This is a genomic window from Streptomyces sp. NPDC089424, from assembly GCF_044749345.1.
In the GTDB taxonomy this organism is placed as follows: Bacteria; Actinomycetota; Actinomycetes; order Streptomycetales; family Streptomycetaceae; genus Streptomyces.
The window spans coordinates 347,973-367,839 of the sequence record NZ_JBIVHU010000008.1 but is presented as its reverse complement, the minus strand read 5'-3'; the positions used below and the strand labels follow the sequence as shown (position 1 = coordinate 367,839).

Here is a 19,867-nt window from a genome sequence, read left to right as displayed (position 1 = left end):
CATGCGGCACTGACAACCAGAGGACAGCGTTCCGCATCGGCCGCCGGCATGACGCCGGAAAAGGTGACGGCGATTCAGGACACAGGGCGTGAATCCACCCATGCCGCCTCGAACTCCTCCCGGTACGTACCGAAGAGTCCTCCCTCGTCCACCTCGCCCGACTTGACCACCCGGTTGCCGTTGCGCAGCACCAGCACCGGCGCCTCCATCCCGCGGGTGCGGCGCAGATAGGACTGCACGACCGCGATGCCGTCCGAGCCGTCGCCGTCCACGAGGTAGGCCGTGAAACGGGGGGTCTCGTCGTACACCTGGATCTCGAAGGCGTCCGGGTCCCGCAGCCGGGCGCGCACCCGGCGCATGTGGAGGATGTTCATCTCCACCGCCCGGCTCAGCTCGCCCCGCTTGATGCCCAGTTCTCGCTCGCGGCGCTTCACCGCGCTGGACGCCGGGTTGAGGAACAGCAGCCGCACCCGGCACCCGGCCTCGGCCAGGCGCACCAGCCGGCGCCCGGAGAAGTTCTGCACGAGCAGGTTGAGGCCGATGCCGACGGCGTCGAGACGGCGGGCCCCGCCGAAGATGTCCTCGGCGGGGAACCGGCGCATCAGCCGCACCCGGTCGGAGTGCACGGCGACGACGTCGGAGTAGCGGTCGCCGACCAGGTCCTCGACCGCGTCGACCGGCAGCCGGCGCGCCGAGGGCACGTCCCCTCCCGAGCCGAGGGTCTCCAGCAGCCGCGCCGAGGCCCGTTCGGCCTGGTTCAGCACGGCCTCGGACAGGGCCCGGTTGCGGGAGACGACGTTCCGCGTGACCTCCAGCTCGTCGAGCGCGAGTTCGACGTCCCGGCGCTCGTCGACGTACGGCTCGAAGCACGGCCAGTGCTGCACCATCAGCTCGCGCAGCTGCGGCAGGGTGAGGAAGCTGAGGACGTTGTCGTCCGCGGGGTCGAGGAGATATCCCTTGCGCCGGCTGACCTCCCGCACGGCGACCGCGCGCTGGACCCACTCCTGGCCGGCCGGACCGGCCGCGGCGACCACCCACTCGTCGCCGTGGACGGGTTCGTAGATGGGGCGCAGGACGGCGGCCACGACCGCGCGCAGCCGCTGCTCGACGAGGTTCAGCCAGATGTAGGCCCGGCCGGCTCGCTGGGCGCGGGTGCGCACCTCGTGCCAGGCGTCGGCGTCCCAGTCCAGTTCCGGGCCGATCGAGTGCGTCTCCATCGGTCTGGCCAGGGACACCGTGCCGGGCGGGACCTCTGTGGAGCCCCCCTCGTGACCCTCGTCACCAGGGGGCAGCTCCAGCCCTCCCGAGCCCACCCGCGCACCGCCTTCCGCTCCCCCGAGCACTCCCCGTCCCAACGATCAAGGAAGGGTACTCCGGGAGCGGTCGGCGGTGCAGCCGGATGGGCAGGCTCGTCTCCCAACTTCCTTACTCGGGGCGTCCATTCTGATCAGCCAGCTCGGCCGGCGTGAGCGGATTCATAGCGGTCACGTCGCGCGGGGCGACGGACAGGCCCTGCCAGTGGACCGGCATGGGCTGCTGGTCCTCGTCGCGCGCCACGTGATGGAAGCCGACGTTGACCCAGACCACCGGGTTCTTCAGGGCCTGTCCGTTCACCCACTTGTCGACGGACCTGCCGTGTCCCGCGCCGCAGTTCGGCAGGTTGTCGCTGGCGTACTGCTCGCACTTGGCGTACTCGGTGAAGTACACGTCGTGCCTGGTGTAGCTGCGGCCCGGGTACTTGGCGCCGGCGCCGGGCACGAGCTCGTACGAACGCCGGTGCCCGTCCTTGTTCTTGCCGGTCGCGCTGACCACGCGCCACCAGCGCATGTTCTCGGCGTCGCCGGCGAGTTCCTTGGTGATCGCGGTGCGGGTGGTCTTGTTGGTGGGCGCCGGGCGGCCGTTCGCGGGGGCGCTGACCTTCGAGTCGTACTGCTCGACCCGGCCCTTGGTGGAGCCGTCCAGGTTGAAGTGGAGCCGCCAGAAGACGTTGTGGCTGTGGCTGGTGGCGTAGGCCTTGGCGCCCTCGCCGATCGGCCAGCCGCGGCCGTCGCCGGCGTCGTAGTCCACGGGCGACAGGGACCCGGTGGCGCCGACGTTCATGTTGATCGTGCCGTCGTCCTGGAAGCGCCACTCGGTGATGTACTCGTACCAGCCGACCTGGTTGACGGTGTAGACGAGCAGGTCCTTGCCCTGCTTCTGGAAGACCTTGTTCGCCGTCTCGCCCTGCATGCGGTAGGCATGACCACGCGAACGAGTGGTGGTGCACAGACCCTTGACGTTCTGGTGGGCGGGGTCCCAGGCCTCGGGCACCCGGACGGTCTTGATGGTGCCGCCGGGGCACTCCCCGGGCGCGAGGTCCTTCAGTCCCTGGCCGAAGCCGGCCTGGGTGAGGTCCTGGTACTCGGCCTTGCCGTCGTCGTAGGGCACATGGATCTGGCCGAGCTTGGCGGAGGCCAGCACCTTGATCGGGCGGGCCTCGCCGGGCGGCTGGTAGGTGATGTGCTCCAGGACGAGACCGGCCTCCTTGTGGTAGCGCCAGCACATGCGCCAGGTGGTGCCGGTGGAGAGCTTCTGCTCGATGCGGTACGCGGCGCTGCACTCGGCCGCCGGTGCCGGCGCCGCCTCGGGCCGCGCGGCGGCCGGACCCGCCCCGGTGGTGACACCGGCGGCCAGCCCGGCCAGGGCGAGGGCCAGGGCCGTCCGCCTGCGGGCGCGGCTGTTGCTGATCACGGGCATGACGAAATCGACTCCCTTGCGGAAGGCTCACCGGAGCCCTCTGGAGGATCGGTTGGAAGGAGGGACCGAGGCAGGCCGGCGGCGGGGCTGCACCCGCGCGGGCGGCTCAGCGGGCGGCTCAGTCGGGGAGTTCGCCCACCTTGCGGGCGCTCAGGTCGATCACCAGGTGCCGGGCGTCGATCCACGGCCCGTTCTTCACCTTCGGGAACAGGCGCACGCAGCGGTGCTCACCGCACCGGTCGAGCACGGCGGGCTGCGCGCCCGGCGTGGCCCGGTACACCATGCTGTTGAGCAGCAGCTGGTCCGGCGAGGTGAGGTCCTGGCCGGTGGCGTCCTTGTAGTCGGCCTTCAGGCCCGTGCCCAGCGGGTCGGCGATCAGCAGCCTGGCCGCCTCGGTGGCCTCGGCACGGCTCAGCGGCGGCTGGACGCCCCGCTGACGGGCGGTCCGCTCGACCTTCCCGGTGCCGAGGTCGACCGTCCGGGTGACGAGGGTGTCGTCCCCGTAGTCGTAGAACGAGACCTCGGCGCGCCGGGGCGCCCTCGGGTCGCCCAGGTCGGCGGCCTCCGGTTCGGCGAGCTCGACGCCGAGCCGCTGCGGTCCGCGGCCGCCGTCGACGCCCTCGCCGGAACCGATCAGCTGCCGGCTGAGCGCGAGGCGCTCCACCCGCTTCGTCTCGTCCTCGGTGAGCGGGTCACGGCCGGTGCCCTTCTCGCCCTGGGCCGGCGCCTGCTCGACGACGCCCGGGGGCACGGCCTCGCGGCCGTCCGCGGCGCCCTGGGACGTCTGCCGGGCCCCGCGCGCGTCGGCCGTTCCCCCGGCCGTGTCCTCGGCGCCTGCCGTGCCCGGCAGGGTGATCCCCACCATCACCGCGGTCCCGGCGAGCGCGAGGGCGGCCGCGGCCACCACCTTGCCCAGATGGCGGTGCACTGTGTTGCGCACAATCTCCCCCTACTCCCCCTGATCTCCAGGGGAGTACGTGTCTGCCCCACTGATTCGGCATACCTCCGTATGCACTGGTCGACCGGTAAGAGGGCAGTAAGTCATAGGTGGTTCCCTCACTTTCGTGGAGACTCGGTGGCAAGGCGGTCCCACCGGCACGAGACACCTGGAAGAGTCGTATCCATGCAGGTCTGGCCTGGAGAGGCATATCCGCTCGGCGCCACATACGACGGCGCCGGCACCAACTTCGCGGTCTTCACGGAGGCCGCGGACCGAGTAGAGCTGTGTCTGCTGCACGACGACGGCTCGGAGACGGCGGTGGAACTGCGGGAGAGCGACGCGTTCGTACGGCACGCGTACCTGCCGGGCGTCATGCCGGGGCAGCGCTACGGCTACCGCGTGCACGGACCCCACGCGCCCGAGCGGGGGCTGCGCTGCAACTCGGCGAAGCTGCTGCTCGACCCGTACGCGCGCGCGATCAGCGGTGCGGTCTCCTGGGGCGAGGAGGTCTACGGCTATCGCTTCGGCTCCCCGGACGAGCGCAACGACATGGACTCCGCCCCGCACACCATGACGTCCGTCGTGGTGAACCCGTACTTCGACTGGGGCGACGACCGGCCGCCCCGCACCGAGTACCACGAGACGGTGATCTACGAGGCCCATGTCAAGGGCCTGACCATGCGGCACCCGGGGCTGCCCGAGGAGCTGCGCGGCACCTACGCGGCGCTCGCCCATCCGGCGGTCATAGAGCACCTGACCGGGCTCGGCGTCACCGCCCTGGAGCTGATGCCCGTACACCAGTTCGTCAATGACCACCGTCTGGTGGACATGGGCCTGAACAACTACTGGGGCTACAACACCATCGGCTTCTTCGCCCCGCACAACGCGTACGCCTCCTGGGGCGACCGGGGCCAGCAGGTCCTGGAGTTCAAGTCGGCGGTGCGCGCGCTGCACGAGGCCGGGATCGAGGTGATCCTGGACGTCGTCTACAACCACACCGCCGAGGGCAACCACCTGGGCCCGACGCTGTCCTTCCGGGGCCTGGACAATCCGTCGTACTACCGCCTGGCGGACGATCCCCGGTACTACATGGACACGACCGGGACCGGGAATTCCCTGCTCATGCGATCGCCGCACGTACTCCAGCTGATCATGGACTCGCTGCGGTACTGGGTCACCGAGATGCATGTCGACGGCTTCCGCTTCGACCTCGCGGCCACGCTGGCGCGGCAGTTCCACGAGGTGGACCGGCTGTCGTCGTTCTTCGACCTGGTGCAGCAGGACCCCGTGGTGTCCCAGGTGAAGCTGATCGCCGAGCCCTGGGACGTGGGCGAGGGCGGCTACCAGGTGGGCAACTTCCCGCCGCTGTGGACGGAGTGGAACGGCAAGTACCGGGACACGGTGCGGGACCTGTGGCGCGGCGAGCCGCGCACCATGGCGGAGTTCGCCTCCCGGCTGACCGGCTCGTCGGATCTGTACCAGGACGACGGACGCCGGCCGCTCGCCTCCATCAACTTCGTCACCTGCCACGACGGCTTCACCCTGCACGACCTGGTGTCGTACAACGACAAGCACAACGAGGCCAACGGGGAGGACAACCGCGACGGCGAGAGCCACAACCGGTCCTGGAACTGCGGCGCGGAGGGCGAGAGCGACGATCCGGACGTCCTGGCGCTGCGCGGCCGGCAGATGCGCAACTTCATCGCCACGCTGATGCTCTCCCAGGGCGTGCCGATGATCAGCCACGGCGACGAGTTCGCGCGCACCCAGCGGGGCAACAACAACGCCTACTGCCAGGACAGCGAGCTGGCCTGGGTCGGGTGGCCGCAGGACGGCAGCGAACTGCTCGACTTCACCCGCGCGATGGTGTGGCTGCGCCGGGACCACCCGGTGCTGCGCAGGCGGCGCTTCTTCCACGGCCGGCTGGTGGAGGGCACCCACGACGAGCTGTCCGACATCGCCTGGTTCACCCCCGAGGGCAAGGTGATGACCCAGCGGGACTGGGAGTCGGCGCAGGCGTCGGCCCTGACGGTGTTCCTGAACGGCAACGCGATCTCCGAGCCAGGACCGCGCGGGGAGCGCATCACCGACGACTCGTTCCTGCTGATGTTCAACGCCTCGCCCAGGGCGCTGGACTTCGTGGTGCCGGTCGACCACGGACGGCAGTGGCAGGTCGTCGTCGACACCGCCCGGCCCGAGGGCGTGCCCGCGGGGACCGGCGCGAAGGTGGCCGACGGGGACCGCATCACCCTGCCGGACCGGAGCCTGACGGTGCTCCAGCGGCCCGCCTAGACGGGGGCGCCGCTGCACGCGCGCGGGGGGAGATGGCGCCCGGCGCGCCCGGTGCACGTCGCCGGGCGCGCCGTGGCCGCCGTGACGGCCGGGCGTGGCCGGTACGGGTCACTCCCTTGGCGTCACCCTCGCTCCCGCCCGCCGGGATCCGGCCACGCGAGTGGGCGCACGGGCGGCGGGCGATGACACGAAACCCGGCGGGGCGGGTACGTAGCTCTGCATGACACCTGAGCGTCCTGACCCGGTGGTGCCCACGGCCACGTACCGGCTGCAGCTGCAGCCCGAGTTCCCGTTCGGCGCCGCGGCGGCGGCGGTGCCGTACCTGGCCTCGCTCGGCGTTTCCCATCTGCATCTGTCCCCGGTCCTGGAGGCCGTACCGGGCTCGCCGCACGGCTACGACGTGGTGGACCACGCGCGCGTGCGGGAGGAACTGGGCGGCGAGACAGGGCTGCGGGCGCTCGCGCGGACCGCGCGCGAGCACGGCCTCGGCCTGGTGCTGGACATCGTGCCGAACCACATGGCGATGGCGCCGCGCCACAACCACGCCCTGTGGGAGGTGTTGCGCCAGGGCCCCACGTCGCCGTACGCCCGCTGGTTCGACATCGACTGGGAGGCGCAGGGCGGCCAGTTGCTGGTGCCGGTGCTCGGGCAGCCGCTCGGCGACGCGATCGAGGACCTGAAGGTCGACGGGGACGTCCTGCGCTACCACGACCACGCGTTCCCGCTGCGCGAGGGCACCGACCGGCTGCCCCTGCCGCAGCTCCTGGACGCGCAGTGGTACCGCCCGGTGTGGTGGCGGCTGGCCCGGACCGAGCTCAACTACCGGCGCTTCTTCAGCATCTCGGAGCTCATCGGGGTGCGCGTGGAGGACCCGGAGGTGTTCGAGGCGACGCACGCCAAGATCCTCCAGCTGCTGCACGAGGGCGTGCTGGACGGGCTGCGCATCGACCACCCCGACGGGCTCGCCGACCCCGACGCCTACCTCCGGCGGCTGCACGAGGCGACCGGCGGGCGCTGGACGGTCGTGGAGAAGATCCTCTCCGACGGGGAGAGCCTGCCGGCCTCCTGGCCCGTCGCGGGTACCACCGGCTACGACGCCCTGCGGCACGTCGACGGCGTGTTCGTGGACCCCGCGGGCGCGGGTGAACTCCTCGGTCAGTACCGGCGGTTCGCCGCCCCGCAGACGGACCGGGGCGGGCACTGGGAGGCGACGGTACGGCGGGCGGCGTACCGCGTGCTGGAGCACGAGCTGGCCGCCGAGGTGGACCGGCTGACCCGGGCGGCGAGCCGCCTGTGCGCGGCCTCGCCCGAGCCGGAGCTGCGCGACCGCGCTCCCTGGGCGCTGCACACGGCGCTGCGGGAGCTGCTGGTGCGGATGGAGGTCTACCGGCCGTACCGCTCCGGGGACGCGGCGGCCGTCGTCACCGAGGCGGCCGCGGTGGAGGCGGTGGCGGCCTTCGTCGTACCCGAGGAGGGCGGCGCGGTCGACGTCGTGCGCGGGCTGGTGCTGGGCCGCCACGGCGACGGGCCGGACCAGCTGGACTTCCGGGCGCGGTTCGCGCAGACCGCGTCGGCGCTGCGGGCCAAGTCCGTGGAGGACACCGCGTTCTACCGCTACGTGCCGCTGCTGTCGGCGACCGAGGTGGGCGGCAACCCGGGGGTGCCCGCGCTGGCTCCGGAGGTCTTCCACGCGTACTGCGCGCGCGTGCAGCGCGACTGGCCGCTCACCGGGACGGTCGTCTCGACGCACGACACCAAGCGCAGCGCGGACGTCAGGGCGGCCCTCGCCGTGCTCACCGAGTGCCCCCAGCGCTGGGCGGACGTGCTGACGGAGGTGACCCGCACCGGCGAGGGCGTGCCCGACGCGCAGGTGGCGTGGGCGGCCTGGCAGACGGTGTTCGGCCTCGGTCCCGCCGACGCGGACCGGGTACGGCAGGCGCTGCTGAAGCATGTCCGCGAGGCGGGCCTGTACACCAGCTGGACGGAGCAGGAGCCGCCGTACGAGGAGGCGGTGACGGCGTTCGTGGACGTGGGGCCGTGCGGTCCGCCGGGAGAGTCCGTGGCCGCCCTGCGCGCGGAGCTGGAGCCCCACATCCGGGCCAACGTGCTCGGCACGGCGCTGGTCCATCTGACGATGCCGGGGGTGCCGGATCTGTACCAGGGCACGGAGGGCGAGTACCGGGCGCTGGTCGACCCGGACAACCGCCGCCCCGCCGCCTTCCCGCCGGCCGAGAACCCCGGCGCCAAGGGTGCGCTGACCGCCGCGGCGCTGCGGTTGCGGGCGCGGCGGCCCGGGGTGTTCGGGGAGGGGGCCACCTACGTGCCGCTGGCGGCCGAGGGGGCGGCGGCCGCGCACTGCCTGGCATACGCCCGCACCGACGAGGTCGTCGTGGCCGTCACCCGGCTGTCGCGGCGGCTGGCGGAGGCCGGCGGCTGGCGGGAAACGGCGCTGCCGCTGCCGCCGGGACGCTGGGTGGACGTGCTCGATCCCGAGCGGGAGTTCAGCGGGCACGCGCGCGTGGGGGAGCTTCTGGAGCCGCTGCCGGTGGTGCTGCTGGAGCGGGTCGGCTGAATTCCGGGCGGAGCCGCGCGGGCACGCGCGGACCCGAGCGGGCGCGGACGGGGGCGGGCGGATCCGGGCGGTCCGGTGCGGGACCGGGCCGCCCCGCGGCCGGGCGACCGGGCCGCCAGGAGGAGCGGATCGGCGGGGGCGTGCGTGCGCCGTCCTGGCGTGCACGCGTCCGCGCGCGGCCGCGCGTGCATCCGGGCGCCCCCCACAGGCTCCCCCGCCCTCTCCTTGACACCGCACCTGGACCGTGCGGTACTGCGGGGGCGAAGCCGGGCGGACACGTCGGGGGTGAGTCCTCTGCCGGAGCTGCGCTACCCCACCGTGACCGAAATCGTGTCGTCCGCCCGGGCGTTGGCCGCTCGGCATCCCGGCTTGTGCGCCCTGCGCCAGATCGGCCTCTCCCGCGCGGGCCGGCCGCTCCACATGCTGTCCGTGGGGCGCTCGCGGCACGCGGTCCTGGTCGTGGCGGGCGCCCACGCGAACGAGCCGACGGGGGGTTCGACGCTGCTCGTGGTGGCCGAACGGGTGGTGCACGACTGGCAGTTGCGGGCCGGCATCTCCTGGCACTTCCTGCTGTGCGCGGATCCGGACGGGGCGAGCCTGCACGTGACGCCGGCGCCGCGCAGCCTGTTCGACTACCACCTCGGATTCTTCCGGCCCGCGGGCCCGGAGCAGCCGGAGTGGTCGCCGGCGGTGCTGCCTCCGGACCGGCTGCCGCCCGAGACGCGGGCCCTGACCGGCGTGATCGACGAACTGCGGCCCTATCTCCAGGTGACCCTGCACGGCACCGACCTGGGCGGCAGCTGGGTGCAGCTGACGAAGGACATACCCGGCCTCGCCGAGCCGTTCGCCAAGTCGGCGGCGGAGCTGCACATCCCCGTGGAGACAGGCTCCTCGGACGCCGCGGGGTGGCCCGCGGCCGGACCCGGGGTGCATGTGATGCCGGCCGCCGGCGCCGGACAGGCCTACCCGAGCATGCCCTCGGACGACGCCCGCCGCAGCACCTGGTACCACGTGCACCGGTACGGCGGTCTGACGGCGGTCGTGGAGGTGCCGATGTGGGCGAGCGACCTGGTGGACGACCCGGCCCCGCATCCGGCGCCGGCCGCGGCGATGCGGCGGCTGGCCGGCCGGCTGCTGCGGGACGCGCTCCGGGTGGAGCGGGTGCTCTCGCAGGCCTCACCGCGTCTGGAGGGCCTCGACAGCCCGTTGCTGCGGGCCGCCAGATGGGCGCTGGAGCTGGTGCCCGGACTGGCCGCCGACTGGAGGGACACTCCGCCCGCCGGGCACACCATGGCGTACGTCGGGAGCGTCGACGCCTTCGCCCGCCGCCTGCCCCTGCGGGCGGCGGCGATGCTGTTGCGGGTCCTTCAGGAGACCGACGACCGGGCGGCCCCGCGCCTCGAACGGCTCGTCGCCGCCTGGAGCGAGGCCTTCGCCGACCGCTTCCGGGCCCGCTGGGTGCCCCTGGAGAACCAGGTCGAGCACCAGGCCCGCACCGTCGTCACGGCGGCCCTGCACGCCCGCGACCGCGCGGCGTGACCGCTCAGCCGTCCAGCGCGAAGACCGCCCCCGTGCGCGCCTCCGTCTCGCAGGCGTTGCCGAACGTCTGCCGGTAGTCGACGGCCCGCCCCCGCCAGTGCCCGCGCGCGTGGACCGTCACCGGCGCGTGGACCATCGCGCAGTAGGCGTGCTTCAGCGGGAGCCGGCCGATGTCGCCGCCCACGGAGGCGAGCTGGGCGCAGGCCTCGGTGGCCCGGCCGTGGCCCTGGGGCGGGTCGCACAGCAGCAGGGTGCCCCGCGTGTCTCTGGACCCGCCTTCGCCCCGGGTGACCGTGAGGTGGAGCCAGTCGCTCACACGGGACTCCGGGACCGTCGCCCGCGCCGGCGCGGCACCGACGAGGAGGAGGGCGGCCGCGGCCAGCAGACCGCCCCGCAGGGCTTTCGTGGTGAGGGTGTGCGTCATTCCCGGTGCATCGGCACGACCGGTTCGCAGCCCCAGCCCGACTCACCCGAACGGAAGTGCCGGGGCGCGTGCCGCCGGGCCAGGTCGAACGCGGCGAGAATCAGCTCGGACTGGTACTCGGCCTGGCGCGCGACGGGGATCCAGCGGGCCCCGCAGCCGTCCCGGTAGTCCGCGCACCACCGGTCGACCAGCCCGTCCAGCTCCGGCAGCACACCGGCCGGATCGCGCCCCGCGCGCGTGACGAGCTGGTGCAGCAGCCCCGCCGTGCGCAGCGCCAGCCGGCGTGCGGAGACGCGCAGGGCCGTCAGATGGGCGGTGGTCAGCGGCGGCAGGGTGCGGCGCGGCCGGTCGCCGAGGTCCGGGTCCCAGTCGTCGGCGAGCCCCGGGCACACGAGCAGGTAGTCGTCGACCGGCGCGAGCAGCCGGGCCGCGTCCGGGACCGTGGCGGCGTGCGGGCGCACGCGCGCGAGGATGCCCCGCAGCAGCCGCGTGTCGTGGCGCAGCGCCCGGCTGAGCGCGCGGAGCGCCGCCTCGGCGTCGGCGGGCGCGGAGCCGTCCCCCACGGCGTCCACGCCCCACATGGGGGCCTCCACGACCGCCGTCACCGTGCCGTGCCGGTGCGGGTGGTACCACGTCGACTCGACGGCCGCCTCGGTGATCGCCGCGACCAGGTCTCCCCGGCGTGGTGGCGGTATCCGGTAGACGGCGGGACCGAGCACCGGCCAGTACAGGGCGTCGTACGCGCCGAGTTCGCGCGGGATGCCGAAGCGGGCCGACGCCTGGGCCACGGCCTGGGGGAGGCCGGGCAGGTCACGGGTGAGTTCGACGAAGCCGCCGCCGACGTCCACGCCGTGCAGGGAGCACTGGAAGAAAGGTTTCAGTTCGTCCTGGAGGGCGAGCAGGGCGCGCGTCTCCGGCAGCGCGGCGCCGGCCGCACCGTCGGGCAGCCATTCGGGCTGTTCGTGGAAACCGGGGCGGAAGAACCGCCGGAAGTACCTGTCGAGGCTGTACGGCCCCGTCAGCCAGCCCTCGTTGTGCCGCAGGCCGTCGGGGTCGAGGCACAGCAGCAGGTTCCAGGTCGTGTCGGCGCCGTCGGTCAGGCGGGGGTCGGCGAGGGCGTGCTCGGCCAGCAGCAGGACGGTGGCGCCGCCGACCGGTTCGTTGGCGTGCGGTCCCGCGACGACCAGGGCGTGCCGGCTGCCGTGGCCGACGGACAGCAGCCACAGGGGAGTTCCCGCGCGCGAGGTGCCGACGCGGCGCAGCCGGGCGGCACCGGGGTGGCGGGCGACCAGGGCGGCCGCGCGTGCGCCGAGCTCGTCGACGGTCGGATAGCGGAGGAGTGGCGGCAGGGCGCACCTCCGTGGTGCCGTCGGTTCACCTGATGTGCGTGGTGTACGCACAGTCAGTCACGAGTTCAGGTGTACGTCAACACCGCGATGGTCAGGGCGACTTGAGGCGGTCGAGGGTCCGCCGCAGGCGGACCGGGGGTGTTCCCCCGGGCCTCGGCGCGGCGGGTTCGCACAGCCGCTCGGCGCCGCGCGGTCGTGCTCAGTTGGCGGCGAGCCGGAACGCCGTCTGCCCGAAGCCGACCTGGTCGCCCTCGCGGACGACGGTGGCGCCGGTGACGCGCCGCCCGTTCACGGTGGTGCCGTTGGTGGAGCCGAGGTCCCGCAGGACCCACATGCCGCCCTGGCGGGTGAGTTCGGCGTGCACCCGCGAGACCGTCTCGTGGTTGAGCCGGAGCCCGTTGGCGGGGTCACGGCCTATGCGCAGGGGGTGCCCGACGGCTGGGTGCGGCAGCAGCAGCTTGGGCAGGCGTTCGGCCCGCCAGGACCTGCGCAGCCGCTCGGTGAAGCCCGACACCGCCTCGACCGTGCCGAACACCATGCGCGCGAACCGGCTCTCGGTGGGCAGGTCGGCGGTGAGGACCGCGAGCTCGTCGGACCGGCGGGCGGCGAGCGCCAGTTCCATCCGCCGGACGAACGTGTCGTGGGAGAGACGGCCCATGGCGACGCCATCACGCAGCACCTTCAGCGCTTTGTCGCGCTCCGCGTCGGACAGCCGCGCGGGGTAGGTCGAGAACTCGAAGGACGACGTCACACGGGTGATTGTCGGGCAGTGAACCCCGGGTGTCCAGAAATCGGGGAAACGGCCACCACACGCGCGTACCGGACGACACCCGGTGCAAAAGGGGGTAAGCACAAGCGGATTGATCTCGTGTGAAGCACGATGGTCGAGCTACATCACGGTGAGCAGACGAAGGGGAACCGTCCGTGCAGTTCGAGGTGTGGGCACCGCAGGCCGGCCGTGTGACGCTCCATTGCGACGGAGCCACGCGCGCGATGGAGCAGGATCCGCAGCGAGCGGGGTGGTGGGCGATCGAGGCGGAGGCGCGGGACGGCACGCGCTACGGATTCGCGGTGGACGAGGGCCCGGTGCGGCCCGATCCCCGCTCGCGACGGCAGCCGGACGGTCCGGACGGGCCGAGCGCGGTGGTGGACCACGGGCTGCACACCTGGCGCGCCGAGTGGCCCGGCCGCCCCCTGCCGGGCGCGGTCCTCTACGAACTGCACGTGGGCACGTACACCCGCGAGGGCACGCTGGACGCGGCGGCCGACCGCCTCGGACACCTCGCGGAACTGGGCGTCACCCACGTGGAGTTGATGCCGCTGTGCCCCTTCCCCGGGCGGCACGGCTGGGGTTACGAGGGGGTCTCGCTCTGGGCGGTGCACGAGCCCTACGGCGGGCCCGCGGCGCTCAAGCGCTTCGTCGACCGGGCCCATGAGCTCGGTCTCGGCGTGGTCCTGGACGTGGTGCACAACCACCTCGGGCCGTCCGGGAACTACCTGCCCGAGTTCGGCCCCTACTTCACCGACCGGCACCACACCCCCTGGGGCACGGCCGTCAACCTGGACGCGCCCGGCTCGGACGAGGTGCGGGCGTTCCTGATCGGCAGCGCGCTGGCGTGGCTGCGCGACTACCGGCTGGACGGGCTGCGGCTGGACGCCGTGCACGCGCTGGTGGACACCCGCGCGGTGCACTTCCTGGAGGAACTGTCGGCCGCGGTGGACGCCCTCGCCGCGGACACGGGCCGGCCGCTGTTCCTGATCGCCGAGTCCGACCGCAACGACCCCCGGCTGGTCACCGGCCGCGAGGCGGGCGGGCTGGGGCTCCAGGCGCAGTGGAACGACGACTTCCATCACGCACTGCACGCGGCGCTGACGGGTGAGTCGCAGGGCTACTACGCGGACTTCGCGCGGGCCCCGGTCGGCGCGCTCGCCAAGACCCTCACGGGCGGCTTCTTCCACGACGGCACCTACTCCAGCTTCCGGGGCCGGCGGCACGGCCGGCCGCTGGACCGGTCACGGATCGCCGCGCACCGGCTCCTCGGGTACAGCCAGACCCACGACCAGGTGGGCAACCGCGCGCAGGGAGACCGTCTCTGCGCGGGCCTGTCCCCCGGCCTGGTGGCCTGCGCCGCCGCGCTGGTGCTGACCGGCCCGTGCACGCCGATGCTGTTCATGGGCGAGGAGTGGGCGGCGGGCACGCCGTGGCAGTTCTTCACCGACCACACCGACCCCGAGCTCGCGGAGGCGGTACGGCGGGGCAGGCGACGGGAGTTCGCGGCGCACGGGTGGGCCGAGGAGGACGTGCCCGACCCGCAGGACCCGGCGACCCGGGACCGTTCCTGCCTCGACTGGACCGAGCCCGGCAGCGATCACCACGCGCGGGTGCTGGCCTGGTACCGCAGGCTCATCGCCCTGCGCCACGAACAGCCGGACCTCACCGACCCGGATCTCGCCGACCTCAAGGTGGTCCACGACGAGGAGGCCCGCTGGCTCGCCTTCCGGCGCGGTGACATCTGCGTCGCGGTGAACCTCGCCGAGATCCCCGTCGGGATCCCCCTGGGCACCCGTCCGGCCGAGATCCTCGCCGCCTGGGAGCCGGTCACGCCGCCGGACGAGAACGGGGTGCTGCGGGTGCCCGCGGAGTCCTGTGTGGTGGTGGCCCAGCCCTAGGGTCCGCCCCGCGCGGCTCTGCCGCCCGCTCCCGCAGCGCTAGAGGCCGTCGTCGGCGTCGTCCGTGTCGTCGGCGTCGGCATCGGCGTCGGCGTCGGTACCCCTGAGTTCCGTCACGCGTTCCAGGAGGATCGCCTCCCACGCGTGCCGGAGCCGTTTCCTCAGGGCCGGCAGGGACGCGTCGCCCCGGCCGGCGAGGCGGGCGGCCAGGTCGACGAGGCTGTCGCAGCGGGCCAGCCACAGGCCGCGCAGGCAGGGCCGGGCGCCGTAACCGGCGAGGGTGGCGGCGCGGACGGCGGCGGGGGCACCGACGGCGAGGGCGAGGACGGCGATGTCCTCGGCGGGGTCGCCGAGGACCACGTCGGCCCAGCCGAGGACGCCGCGGACCCGGCCGTCGGCGCTGACCACCAGGTGCGCGGCGGTGAGACCGTGGTGGACGAGCACCGCGCCACCGCCCTGCGCGGCGAGCTGCACGGCCCCGGGCGGGGTGAACTGGTGCAGGCGGACGGCGTCGAACTCGTCGGCCGCCGCGAGCCGTTCGGCGGCGTCCTCGGCGGCGGTGCGCAGGTCCTCCAGCGAGCGCGGGGCGGCGCGCGGCACACCGAGGGCCTCCGCCTGCCGTACGGGCACCTCACGCAGGCCCGTGAGAAGCCCCGCCAGGTCGGCCTCGCCGAGGGCGGAGACGTCGTGCTCGGGCGCCGAGCCGCCGGGCACCTTGGCGTCCAGCGTGTAGGTGAGGCCGGGCGCCCACTCCCCGTGCGCCACGCTGACCGGGACGGCGACTGGGAGGTGCGGTCGCACGAGGTCACGGACCCGCAGTTCGCGGCGCTGGCGCAGCGCCGCCTCGCGGTCGGGGGCGAGGCGCAGCACGTGCCGGGCGCCGACCCACCATGTGACGTGCCCGCCGCTGCCGGCGACCGGCCGGACGTCGAGGCTTCCCGCGCCCTCCTTGAGCAGGGAGCGGACCAGGTTGCGGACGGTTTCCTCGGTGGGTGGCGGTGCCTGGGTCATGGTGGGACCGTTGTCGCTCGGGTGCGTGCAGGGGCTCCTGGGTCGGCTCACTCCACTATCAGCATCTCCCGTGAGGTGTTGTTGAGGCGACGGCCGCCGTCCTCGGTCACGGTCACGATGTCCTCGATGCGCACCCCGAAGCGGCCCGGCAGGTAGATCCCGGGCTCGACGGAGAAGCACATGCCGGGGACCAGGGGCTGCTCCTCGCCCTCGATCATGTACGGCGGCTCGTGGGTGGTGACGCCGATGCCGTGCCCGGTGCGGTGGATGAAGTACTCGCCGTAGCCGGCGTCGGCGATGACCGCGCGGGCGGCCCGGTCGACGTCCTGGCAGGGCACGCCCGGCCGCACCGCGCGAAAGCCCGCCTCCTGGGCCGCACGCACAAGATCGTGCACCTCGCGCTCCTCGCCCGTGGGTTCGCCGACGTGGACGGTGCGGGAGGTGTCGGAGCCGTAGCCGTCCTTGAGGCCGCCGAAGTCGAGGACGACCATGTCGCCGCGCTCGATGACCCGGTCACCGACCTCGTGGTGCGGGTTGGCCCCGTTGGGGCCGGAGGCGACGATGGTGAAGTCGACCTGTGAGTGCCCGAACCGGCGCAGCAGGGTGGCGAGGTCGGCGGCGACGTCGGACTCCCGGCGACCGGCGAAGGCGACGCCGCGGATCTCCTCGAACGCGGCGTCGGCGGCCGCTCCGGCCGCGGCCAGGAGGTCCAGCTCCGCCGCGTCCTTGACGGCACGCAGCATGGGCAGGGCCTCCGTCAGGGAGGCGTAGGACGTGCCGGGCAGCGTCTTCTGCAGGCCCAGCAGATGCATGGCCCAGGCGTTGTCGCTGATGCCGAAGCGCCCGGAGGCGCCGAGCAGGCCGGCGGTGAGCGCGTAGGGGTCCTTGCCGTCGGTCCAGTCCCGCAGGGTCAGGGCGGCCGCCCCGGCCGCGTGCGCGGCGTCGGGGGCCTCCAGGGTCGGGACGACGAGGACGGGCTCCCGGTCCGGGGCGAGGACCAGCAGGGTGAGCCGTTCGGTGGCGGCGGTGGGCGCGTAGCCGGTGAGCCACACCAGGTCGGGCCCCGGTGCGACCAGCAACCCCGCCAGTCCCGCGTCGGCGGCGGCCCGCGCGGCGCGCCGCATCCGGGTGCGGTAGTCGTCTGCCGTGAAGGGCGCGGCCGTACTGGCGGTCATCCCAGCCTCCTTGAGCCGGTTCGGAACCACGGGCAGCATCCTGCCCGCCCGGGCGGGGCGACGCGAGCCGGTAAAACTAATGCTTGGATGAAGATAATCCATTAGTCAGTCCGTCGGTCAGTGCCCCGCTCCTCGTGACGGACGACATCGCCGACCGCGGGACGGCCGCCCGCATGGGGCGGCGCCGTGCTGTGCCGGACCGGCGAAGGGCGCCTCACCAGCGACTTCCGCGTGGTCAGGTGAGGACTCCCGGCGCCACCGACAACTGCTGGTAGCCGCCGCTCTCGTGCCGCACCGTCACCAGGACCCCCACCCCGGGGCGCGCCTTGTCGACCGCCCGGACGAGGTCGGCCGCGGACTCGACGGGCGTGCCGTCGAACGTGAGCAGCACGTCACCCCGCACCAGGCCCGCCGCGTAGCCGGGGCCCGGGATGTGCACGCCCACGACGAGGGCGCCGGACTTCTCGGCGTCGGTGACCTCGACGCCCATGACCAGGTCCGCCGCGGGAGCCGGTCCGGTGGCAGGTGACCCCGGTGCGCCCGGTCCCGACGAGGGGGACGGGCGCGCCGACGACGCCGGGGCGGGGGCACCGGGCCGTACCGACGCGCCCTGGGCCTCGGCGAGCCTGCTCATGCCGATCACCGTGGCGCCCACCGTGCCCAGCCCGACGCCGGAGAGCACAAGCCCCGTCCCGACGAGGAGCCCGAGAAGCAGCGTCGTGAGCCGCCGTCCGCGCCGCCGCGCGGCATGCGGGCGCCGCGCGGAATCGGCAGCGGTGCCGCCGTGCTCCTGCCCGGGGATCGGCTTGGGACGCAGCGCAGTCTGTTCCATGGTTCGCCTCCACGGAACCCCTACCCGACGCCCCGCCCCACCACGAGCCACGAAAGAGTGAGACTGCCCGTGGCCGCGGGATCAGCCGACCGTCAGGGGCAGGGACGGGGCGCGGTCCGGCAGAAAGCCGTGGGCCCTGCTCCCCAGCCAGTCCGCCTTGTAGCGGGCGACGTGACGGTGCCAGTTCAGGATGCCCGCCATCCAGTTCTGCAGCGCGGCCACGTACTCGCCCATGCTCGCGCGGACCTCGGCCGACAGGCCGAAGTCGTCGTACACGACCGGCAGTTCGGTGGCCGCGACGTGCTCGAACTGCTGCATGCGCTGCGTCATCAGGTCGCCCACGACGGCGAGGGCGGTCGGGTAGTCGGTGCCGAAGAAGTTCTGCACCACCAGCACCGCGTTGTGGATCTCCCCCTCGTACTCGATCTCCTTCTGGTAGGAGAAGACGTCGTTGACGAGGCACGCGTAGTCGATGGCGGCGTTCTCCAGCGAGCGGACGGGGCCGCTGCGGTAGACCTCCGGCGGGACGTGCGGGCCGTGGCCCATCCGGCAGAGGCCGAGGGTCAGGTCGGAGCCGAAGGTGGCGCGGCGCATCTCCAGGTAGTCGACCGGGTCGGGGATCCGGTTGTGGACCTGGTTCGCCACCTCCCACACCCAGCTCTCGGTCATCACCTCGACGGCGGCCTTCAACCGCCGGCGCGCTTCCTGGTCCATGTCCGCCGTGGTCCGCCGCCACAGGTCGACCAGGCCCAGCTCCATGGCGTTCGACGGGACGATCGCCACCGGACCGTCGACGGGCGTGCAGGCCGACAGACGCTCCGTGGACAGCCTGGCGGCGGCGAGGTCGCGGCGGTGCCCGAAGACGAGCGGGTAGTAGTCGTCGCCGTAGGTGCCCCAGGCCAGCCAGCACGCGCTGAGGTCCAGGGCCTGCGCCGTGCCGTCCGGGTCGAGCCCCGCCGAGCACAACGCGAGGTCGGCGGCGGCGAGCCGGTCCTCGTCCCAGACACCCTCGCTGAGCATGCCCATGCCCTGGGCCCAGGGCAGCAGGCGGGCCCGCGCGCCGTCCAGGGCGGGGTTGAGGCGCAGCGGGAACGGCATGTGGATGTCGGGGATCCGGGACGGTCCGACCTTCTGGAAGGGCACGTGCGTGTGGGCGCGCATCCGCTCGGCGCCCGCCGAGGCGAGCAGCGAGCGGATGTCGGTGCCCGAGGTGCCGACGCCGGTGGCACCCACGGTCCAGGGGCTGGTGGCCGTGGCGTTCTCGTTCATGTAGCGGCTGGAGCGCATGTGCCACTCGTGGCCGCCGGACTGCCAGTCCTGGAGGCCCTTGGTGTAGGCGGCGATCGCGGCCAGCTGGTCCGGGGTGAGGCCCTTGTCCAGGGCCAGCGCGGGGACTTCGGTGAACGCGGTGTGCTCGAACTGGTGCAGCCGGGAGGTCAGGATGTCGTTGACGGCCTCCGCGGCCTCCTGCGTGGTGCAGCCGAAGAAGGTCTCCAGGACGAGCACCCCGTTGCTGAGCTCGCCCTCGTCCTCCACCTCACGCTGGTAGGAGAACAGGTCGTTGCGCAGGTGGACGCCGTCGGAGAACGTCTCCATCAGCACCCTGAGCGGCCGGGAGCCGGCCACCGGCGCGGGCACCTCCGCGGTCGCGTACTCGACGAGCCCCGCGGACCAGGGAGCACCACCCACCTTGCGGCGCATCTCGATGTACTCGACGGGGTTGGCGATCCGCCCCTCGTTGATGTTGGACAGCTCCCACAGGGACTCGTTGAGCAGATGCTCGGTGGCGACGGAGAACCTGCGGCGCCAGTCCATGGACATCGAGGGCACCGTGCGCGCCCACAGGTCGGCGAGCCCCGCCTCGACCGGGTTCTCCGGTTCCGGCACGGGCGTCGACAGATCCAGCGGCATGAACAGCGGCAGCCGGTCCAGGTAGGCCTTGCCGCCCGCGCGGTCCTGGCTGCGCTTGAACGTCTCCAGGAAGTGGTCGTCGAAGAAGAAGACCCACACGTACCAGTCGGTGACGAGGGAGAGCGCCGCGGCGTCGCAGTCGGGGTGGGTGTAGGCGCAGAGCAGGCCGTAGTCGTGCGCGTCGAGGTCGGCCTGCTCCCAGATCCCGGACCCCTCCAGCATGCCCCTCTCGCGTGCCCACACGGTCGAATGGGCACGGGCCTCGTCGAGGTGCGGGTTCAGCCGCGCGGGATACGGCATGTAGAAGTGCGGGAGTTCGAACGGCTGCTGCGTCATGGCCGGGCACTACCCGCGGCCCCTCGGGGGCATCCGCGCGCGGGGATCTGATCACACCATCGCGTGAATCCCGACCGAAC

Annotated in this window: 14 protein-coding genes; 4 read left to right on the top strand and 10 right to left on the bottom strand. The window is 73.3% G+C overall.

Going from position 1 to position 19,867, the window contains the following annotated elements:
• Positions 1 to 74: 74 nt before the first annotated feature.
• From ACIP2X_RS30630 to ACIP2X_RS30620, 3 genes are all read right to left on the bottom strand, one after another.
• Positions 75 to 1,313 carry an SAV2148 family HEPN domain-containing protein gene (locus ACIP2X_RS30630; protein WP_401679061.1) on the bottom strand — a complete coding sequence of 413 codons (1,239 nt, stop codon included), beginning with the start codon at positions 1,311 to 1,313 and terminating at the stop codon, positions 75 to 77.
• Positions 1,314 to 1,425: 112 nt separating this feature from the next.
• The gene (locus ACIP2X_RS30625; RefSeq protein WP_401679058.1) at positions 1,426 to 2,736 is read right to left on the bottom strand and encodes a copper amine oxidase; all 1,311 of its coding nucleotides are present in this window, start codon (positions 2,734 to 2,736) and stop codon (positions 1,426 to 1,428) included.
• 118 nt (positions 2,737 to 2,854) lie between these two features.
• Positions 2,855 to 3,676 carry a Tat pathway signal sequence domain protein gene (locus ACIP2X_RS30620; protein ID WP_401679055.1) on the bottom strand — a complete coding sequence of 274 codons (822 nt, stop codon included), beginning with the start codon at positions 3,674 to 3,676 and terminating at the stop codon, positions 2,855 to 2,857.
• A gap of 183 nt (positions 3,677 to 3,859) precedes the next feature.
• Here ACIP2X_RS30620 and glgX point away from each other — a divergent pair, with 183 nt between their 5' ends.
• The 3 genes from glgX to ACIP2X_RS30605 all read left to right on the top strand — a co-directional run bounded on the left by glgX (position 3,860) and on the right by ACIP2X_RS30605 (position 10,079).
• Entirely contained in the window at positions 3,860 to 5,968 is a 2,109-nt protein-coding gene (gene glgX, locus ACIP2X_RS30615) for a glycogen debranching protein GlgX (RefSeq protein WP_401679052.1), read from the top strand.
• 220 nt (positions 5,969 to 6,188) lie between these two features.
• Positions 6,189 to 8,540 (top strand): malto-oligosyltrehalose synthase, encoded by a 2,352-nt coding sequence (gene treY, locus ACIP2X_RS30610; protein ID WP_401679049.1) that lies wholly within the window; start codon positions 6,189 to 6,191, stop codon positions 8,538 to 8,540.
• Between the two features lie 285 nt (positions 8,541 to 8,825).
• Positions 8,826 to 10,079 (top strand): M14 family zinc carboxypeptidase, encoded by a 1,254-nt coding sequence (locus ACIP2X_RS30605; RefSeq protein WP_401679046.1) that lies wholly within the window; start codon positions 8,826 to 8,828, stop codon positions 10,077 to 10,079.
• 4 nt (positions 10,080 to 10,083) lie between these two features.
• Here ACIP2X_RS30605 and ACIP2X_RS30600 read toward each other — a convergent pair whose 3' ends face one another.
• From ACIP2X_RS30600 to ACIP2X_RS30590, 3 genes are all read right to left on the bottom strand, one after another.
• Complete coding sequence (locus ACIP2X_RS30600) at positions 10,084 to 10,503, bottom strand: SSI family serine proteinase inhibitor (RefSeq protein WP_401679043.1); 420 nt, start codon at positions 10,501 to 10,503, stop codon at positions 10,084 to 10,086.
• The gene (locus tag ACIP2X_RS30595) at positions 10,500 to 11,903 is read right to left on the bottom strand and encodes a M14 family zinc carboxypeptidase (RefSeq protein WP_401679040.1); all 1,404 of its coding nucleotides are present in this window, start codon (positions 11,901 to 11,903) and stop codon (positions 10,500 to 10,502) included. Before ACIP2X_RS30595 ends, ACIP2X_RS30600 begins: the two co-directional genes overlap by 4 nt.
• Before the next feature lie 148 nt (positions 11,904 to 12,051).
• Positions 12,052 to 12,603, bottom strand: coding sequence for an FHA domain-containing protein (locus ACIP2X_RS30590; RefSeq protein ID WP_401679036.1), 552 nt, complete (start codon positions 12,601 to 12,603; stop codon positions 12,052 to 12,054).
• 173 nt (positions 12,604 to 12,776) lie between these two features.
• Between ACIP2X_RS30590 and treZ the strand changes: the two genes are divergently transcribed.
• Positions 12,777 to 14,522: a malto-oligosyltrehalose trehalohydrolase gene (treZ, locus tag ACIP2X_RS30585; protein ID WP_401679033.1), complete on the top strand. Its 1,746-nt coding sequence runs from the start codon at positions 12,777 to 12,779 to the stop codon at positions 14,520 to 14,522.
• Positions 14,523 to 14,561: 39 nt separating this feature from the next.
• Here the strand turns inward: treZ and ACIP2X_RS30580 are convergent, their stop codons facing one another.
• From ACIP2X_RS30580 to cyc2, 4 genes are all read right to left on the bottom strand, one after another.
• Positions 14,562 to 15,533: a phosphotransferase family protein gene (locus tag ACIP2X_RS30580; RefSeq protein ID WP_401679030.1), complete on the bottom strand. Its 972-nt coding sequence runs from the start codon at positions 15,531 to 15,533 to the stop codon at positions 14,562 to 14,564.
• Positions 15,534 to 15,580: 47 nt separating this feature from the next.
• Positions 15,581 to 16,708, bottom strand: a complete 1,128-nt coding sequence (locus ACIP2X_RS30575; RefSeq protein ID WP_401679027.1) for a M24 family metallopeptidase — start codon at positions 16,706 to 16,708, stop codon at positions 15,581 to 15,583.
• Positions 16,709 to 16,943: 235 nt separating this feature from the next.
• Positions 16,944 to 17,540: a PDZ domain-containing protein gene (locus ACIP2X_RS30570; protein ID WP_401679024.1), complete on the bottom strand. Its 597-nt coding sequence runs from the start codon at positions 17,538 to 17,540 to the stop codon at positions 16,944 to 16,946.
• A gap of 81 nt (positions 17,541 to 17,621) precedes the next feature.
• A complete protein-coding gene (gene cyc2, locus ACIP2X_RS30565; RefSeq protein ID WP_401679021.1) occupies positions 17,622 to 19,787 on the bottom strand; it encodes a germacradienol/geosmin synthase Cyc2 in 2,166 nt (721 codons plus the stop codon).
• Positions 19,788 to 19,867: the final 80 nt, after the last annotated feature.

Bases quoted from the DNA above. Each gene is read 5' to 3' on its own strand.
- glgX (WP_401679052.1), top strand. From the start codon at position 3,860: ATGCAGGTCTGGCCTGGAGAGGCATATCCGCTCGGCGCCACATACGAC.
- ACIP2X_RS30600 (WP_401679043.1), bottom strand. From the start codon at position 10,503: ATGACGCACACCCTCACCACGAAAGCCCTGCGGGGCGGTCTGCTGGCC.
- ACIP2X_RS30570 (WP_401679024.1), bottom strand. From the start codon at position 17,540: ATGGAACAGACTGCGCTGCGTCCCAAGCCGATCCCCGGGCAGGAGCAC.
- ACIP2X_RS30580 (WP_401679030.1), bottom strand. From the start codon at position 15,533: ATGACCCAGGCACCGCCACCCACCGAGGAAACCGTCCGCAACCTGGTC.
- ACIP2X_RS30575 (WP_401679027.1), bottom strand. From the start codon at position 16,708: ATGACCGCCAGTACGGCCGCGCCCTTCACGGCAGACGACTACCGCACC.
- cyc2 (WP_401679021.1), bottom strand. From the start codon at position 19,787: ATGACGCAGCAGCCGTTCGAACTCCCGCACTTCTACATGCCGTATCCC.
- treY (WP_401679049.1), top strand. From the start codon at position 6,189: ATGACACCTGAGCGTCCTGACCCGGTGGTGCCCACGGCCACGTACCGG.
- ACIP2X_RS30625 (WP_401679058.1), bottom strand. From the start codon at position 2,736: ATGCCCGTGATCAGCAACAGCCGCGCCCGCAGGCGGACGGCCCTGGCC.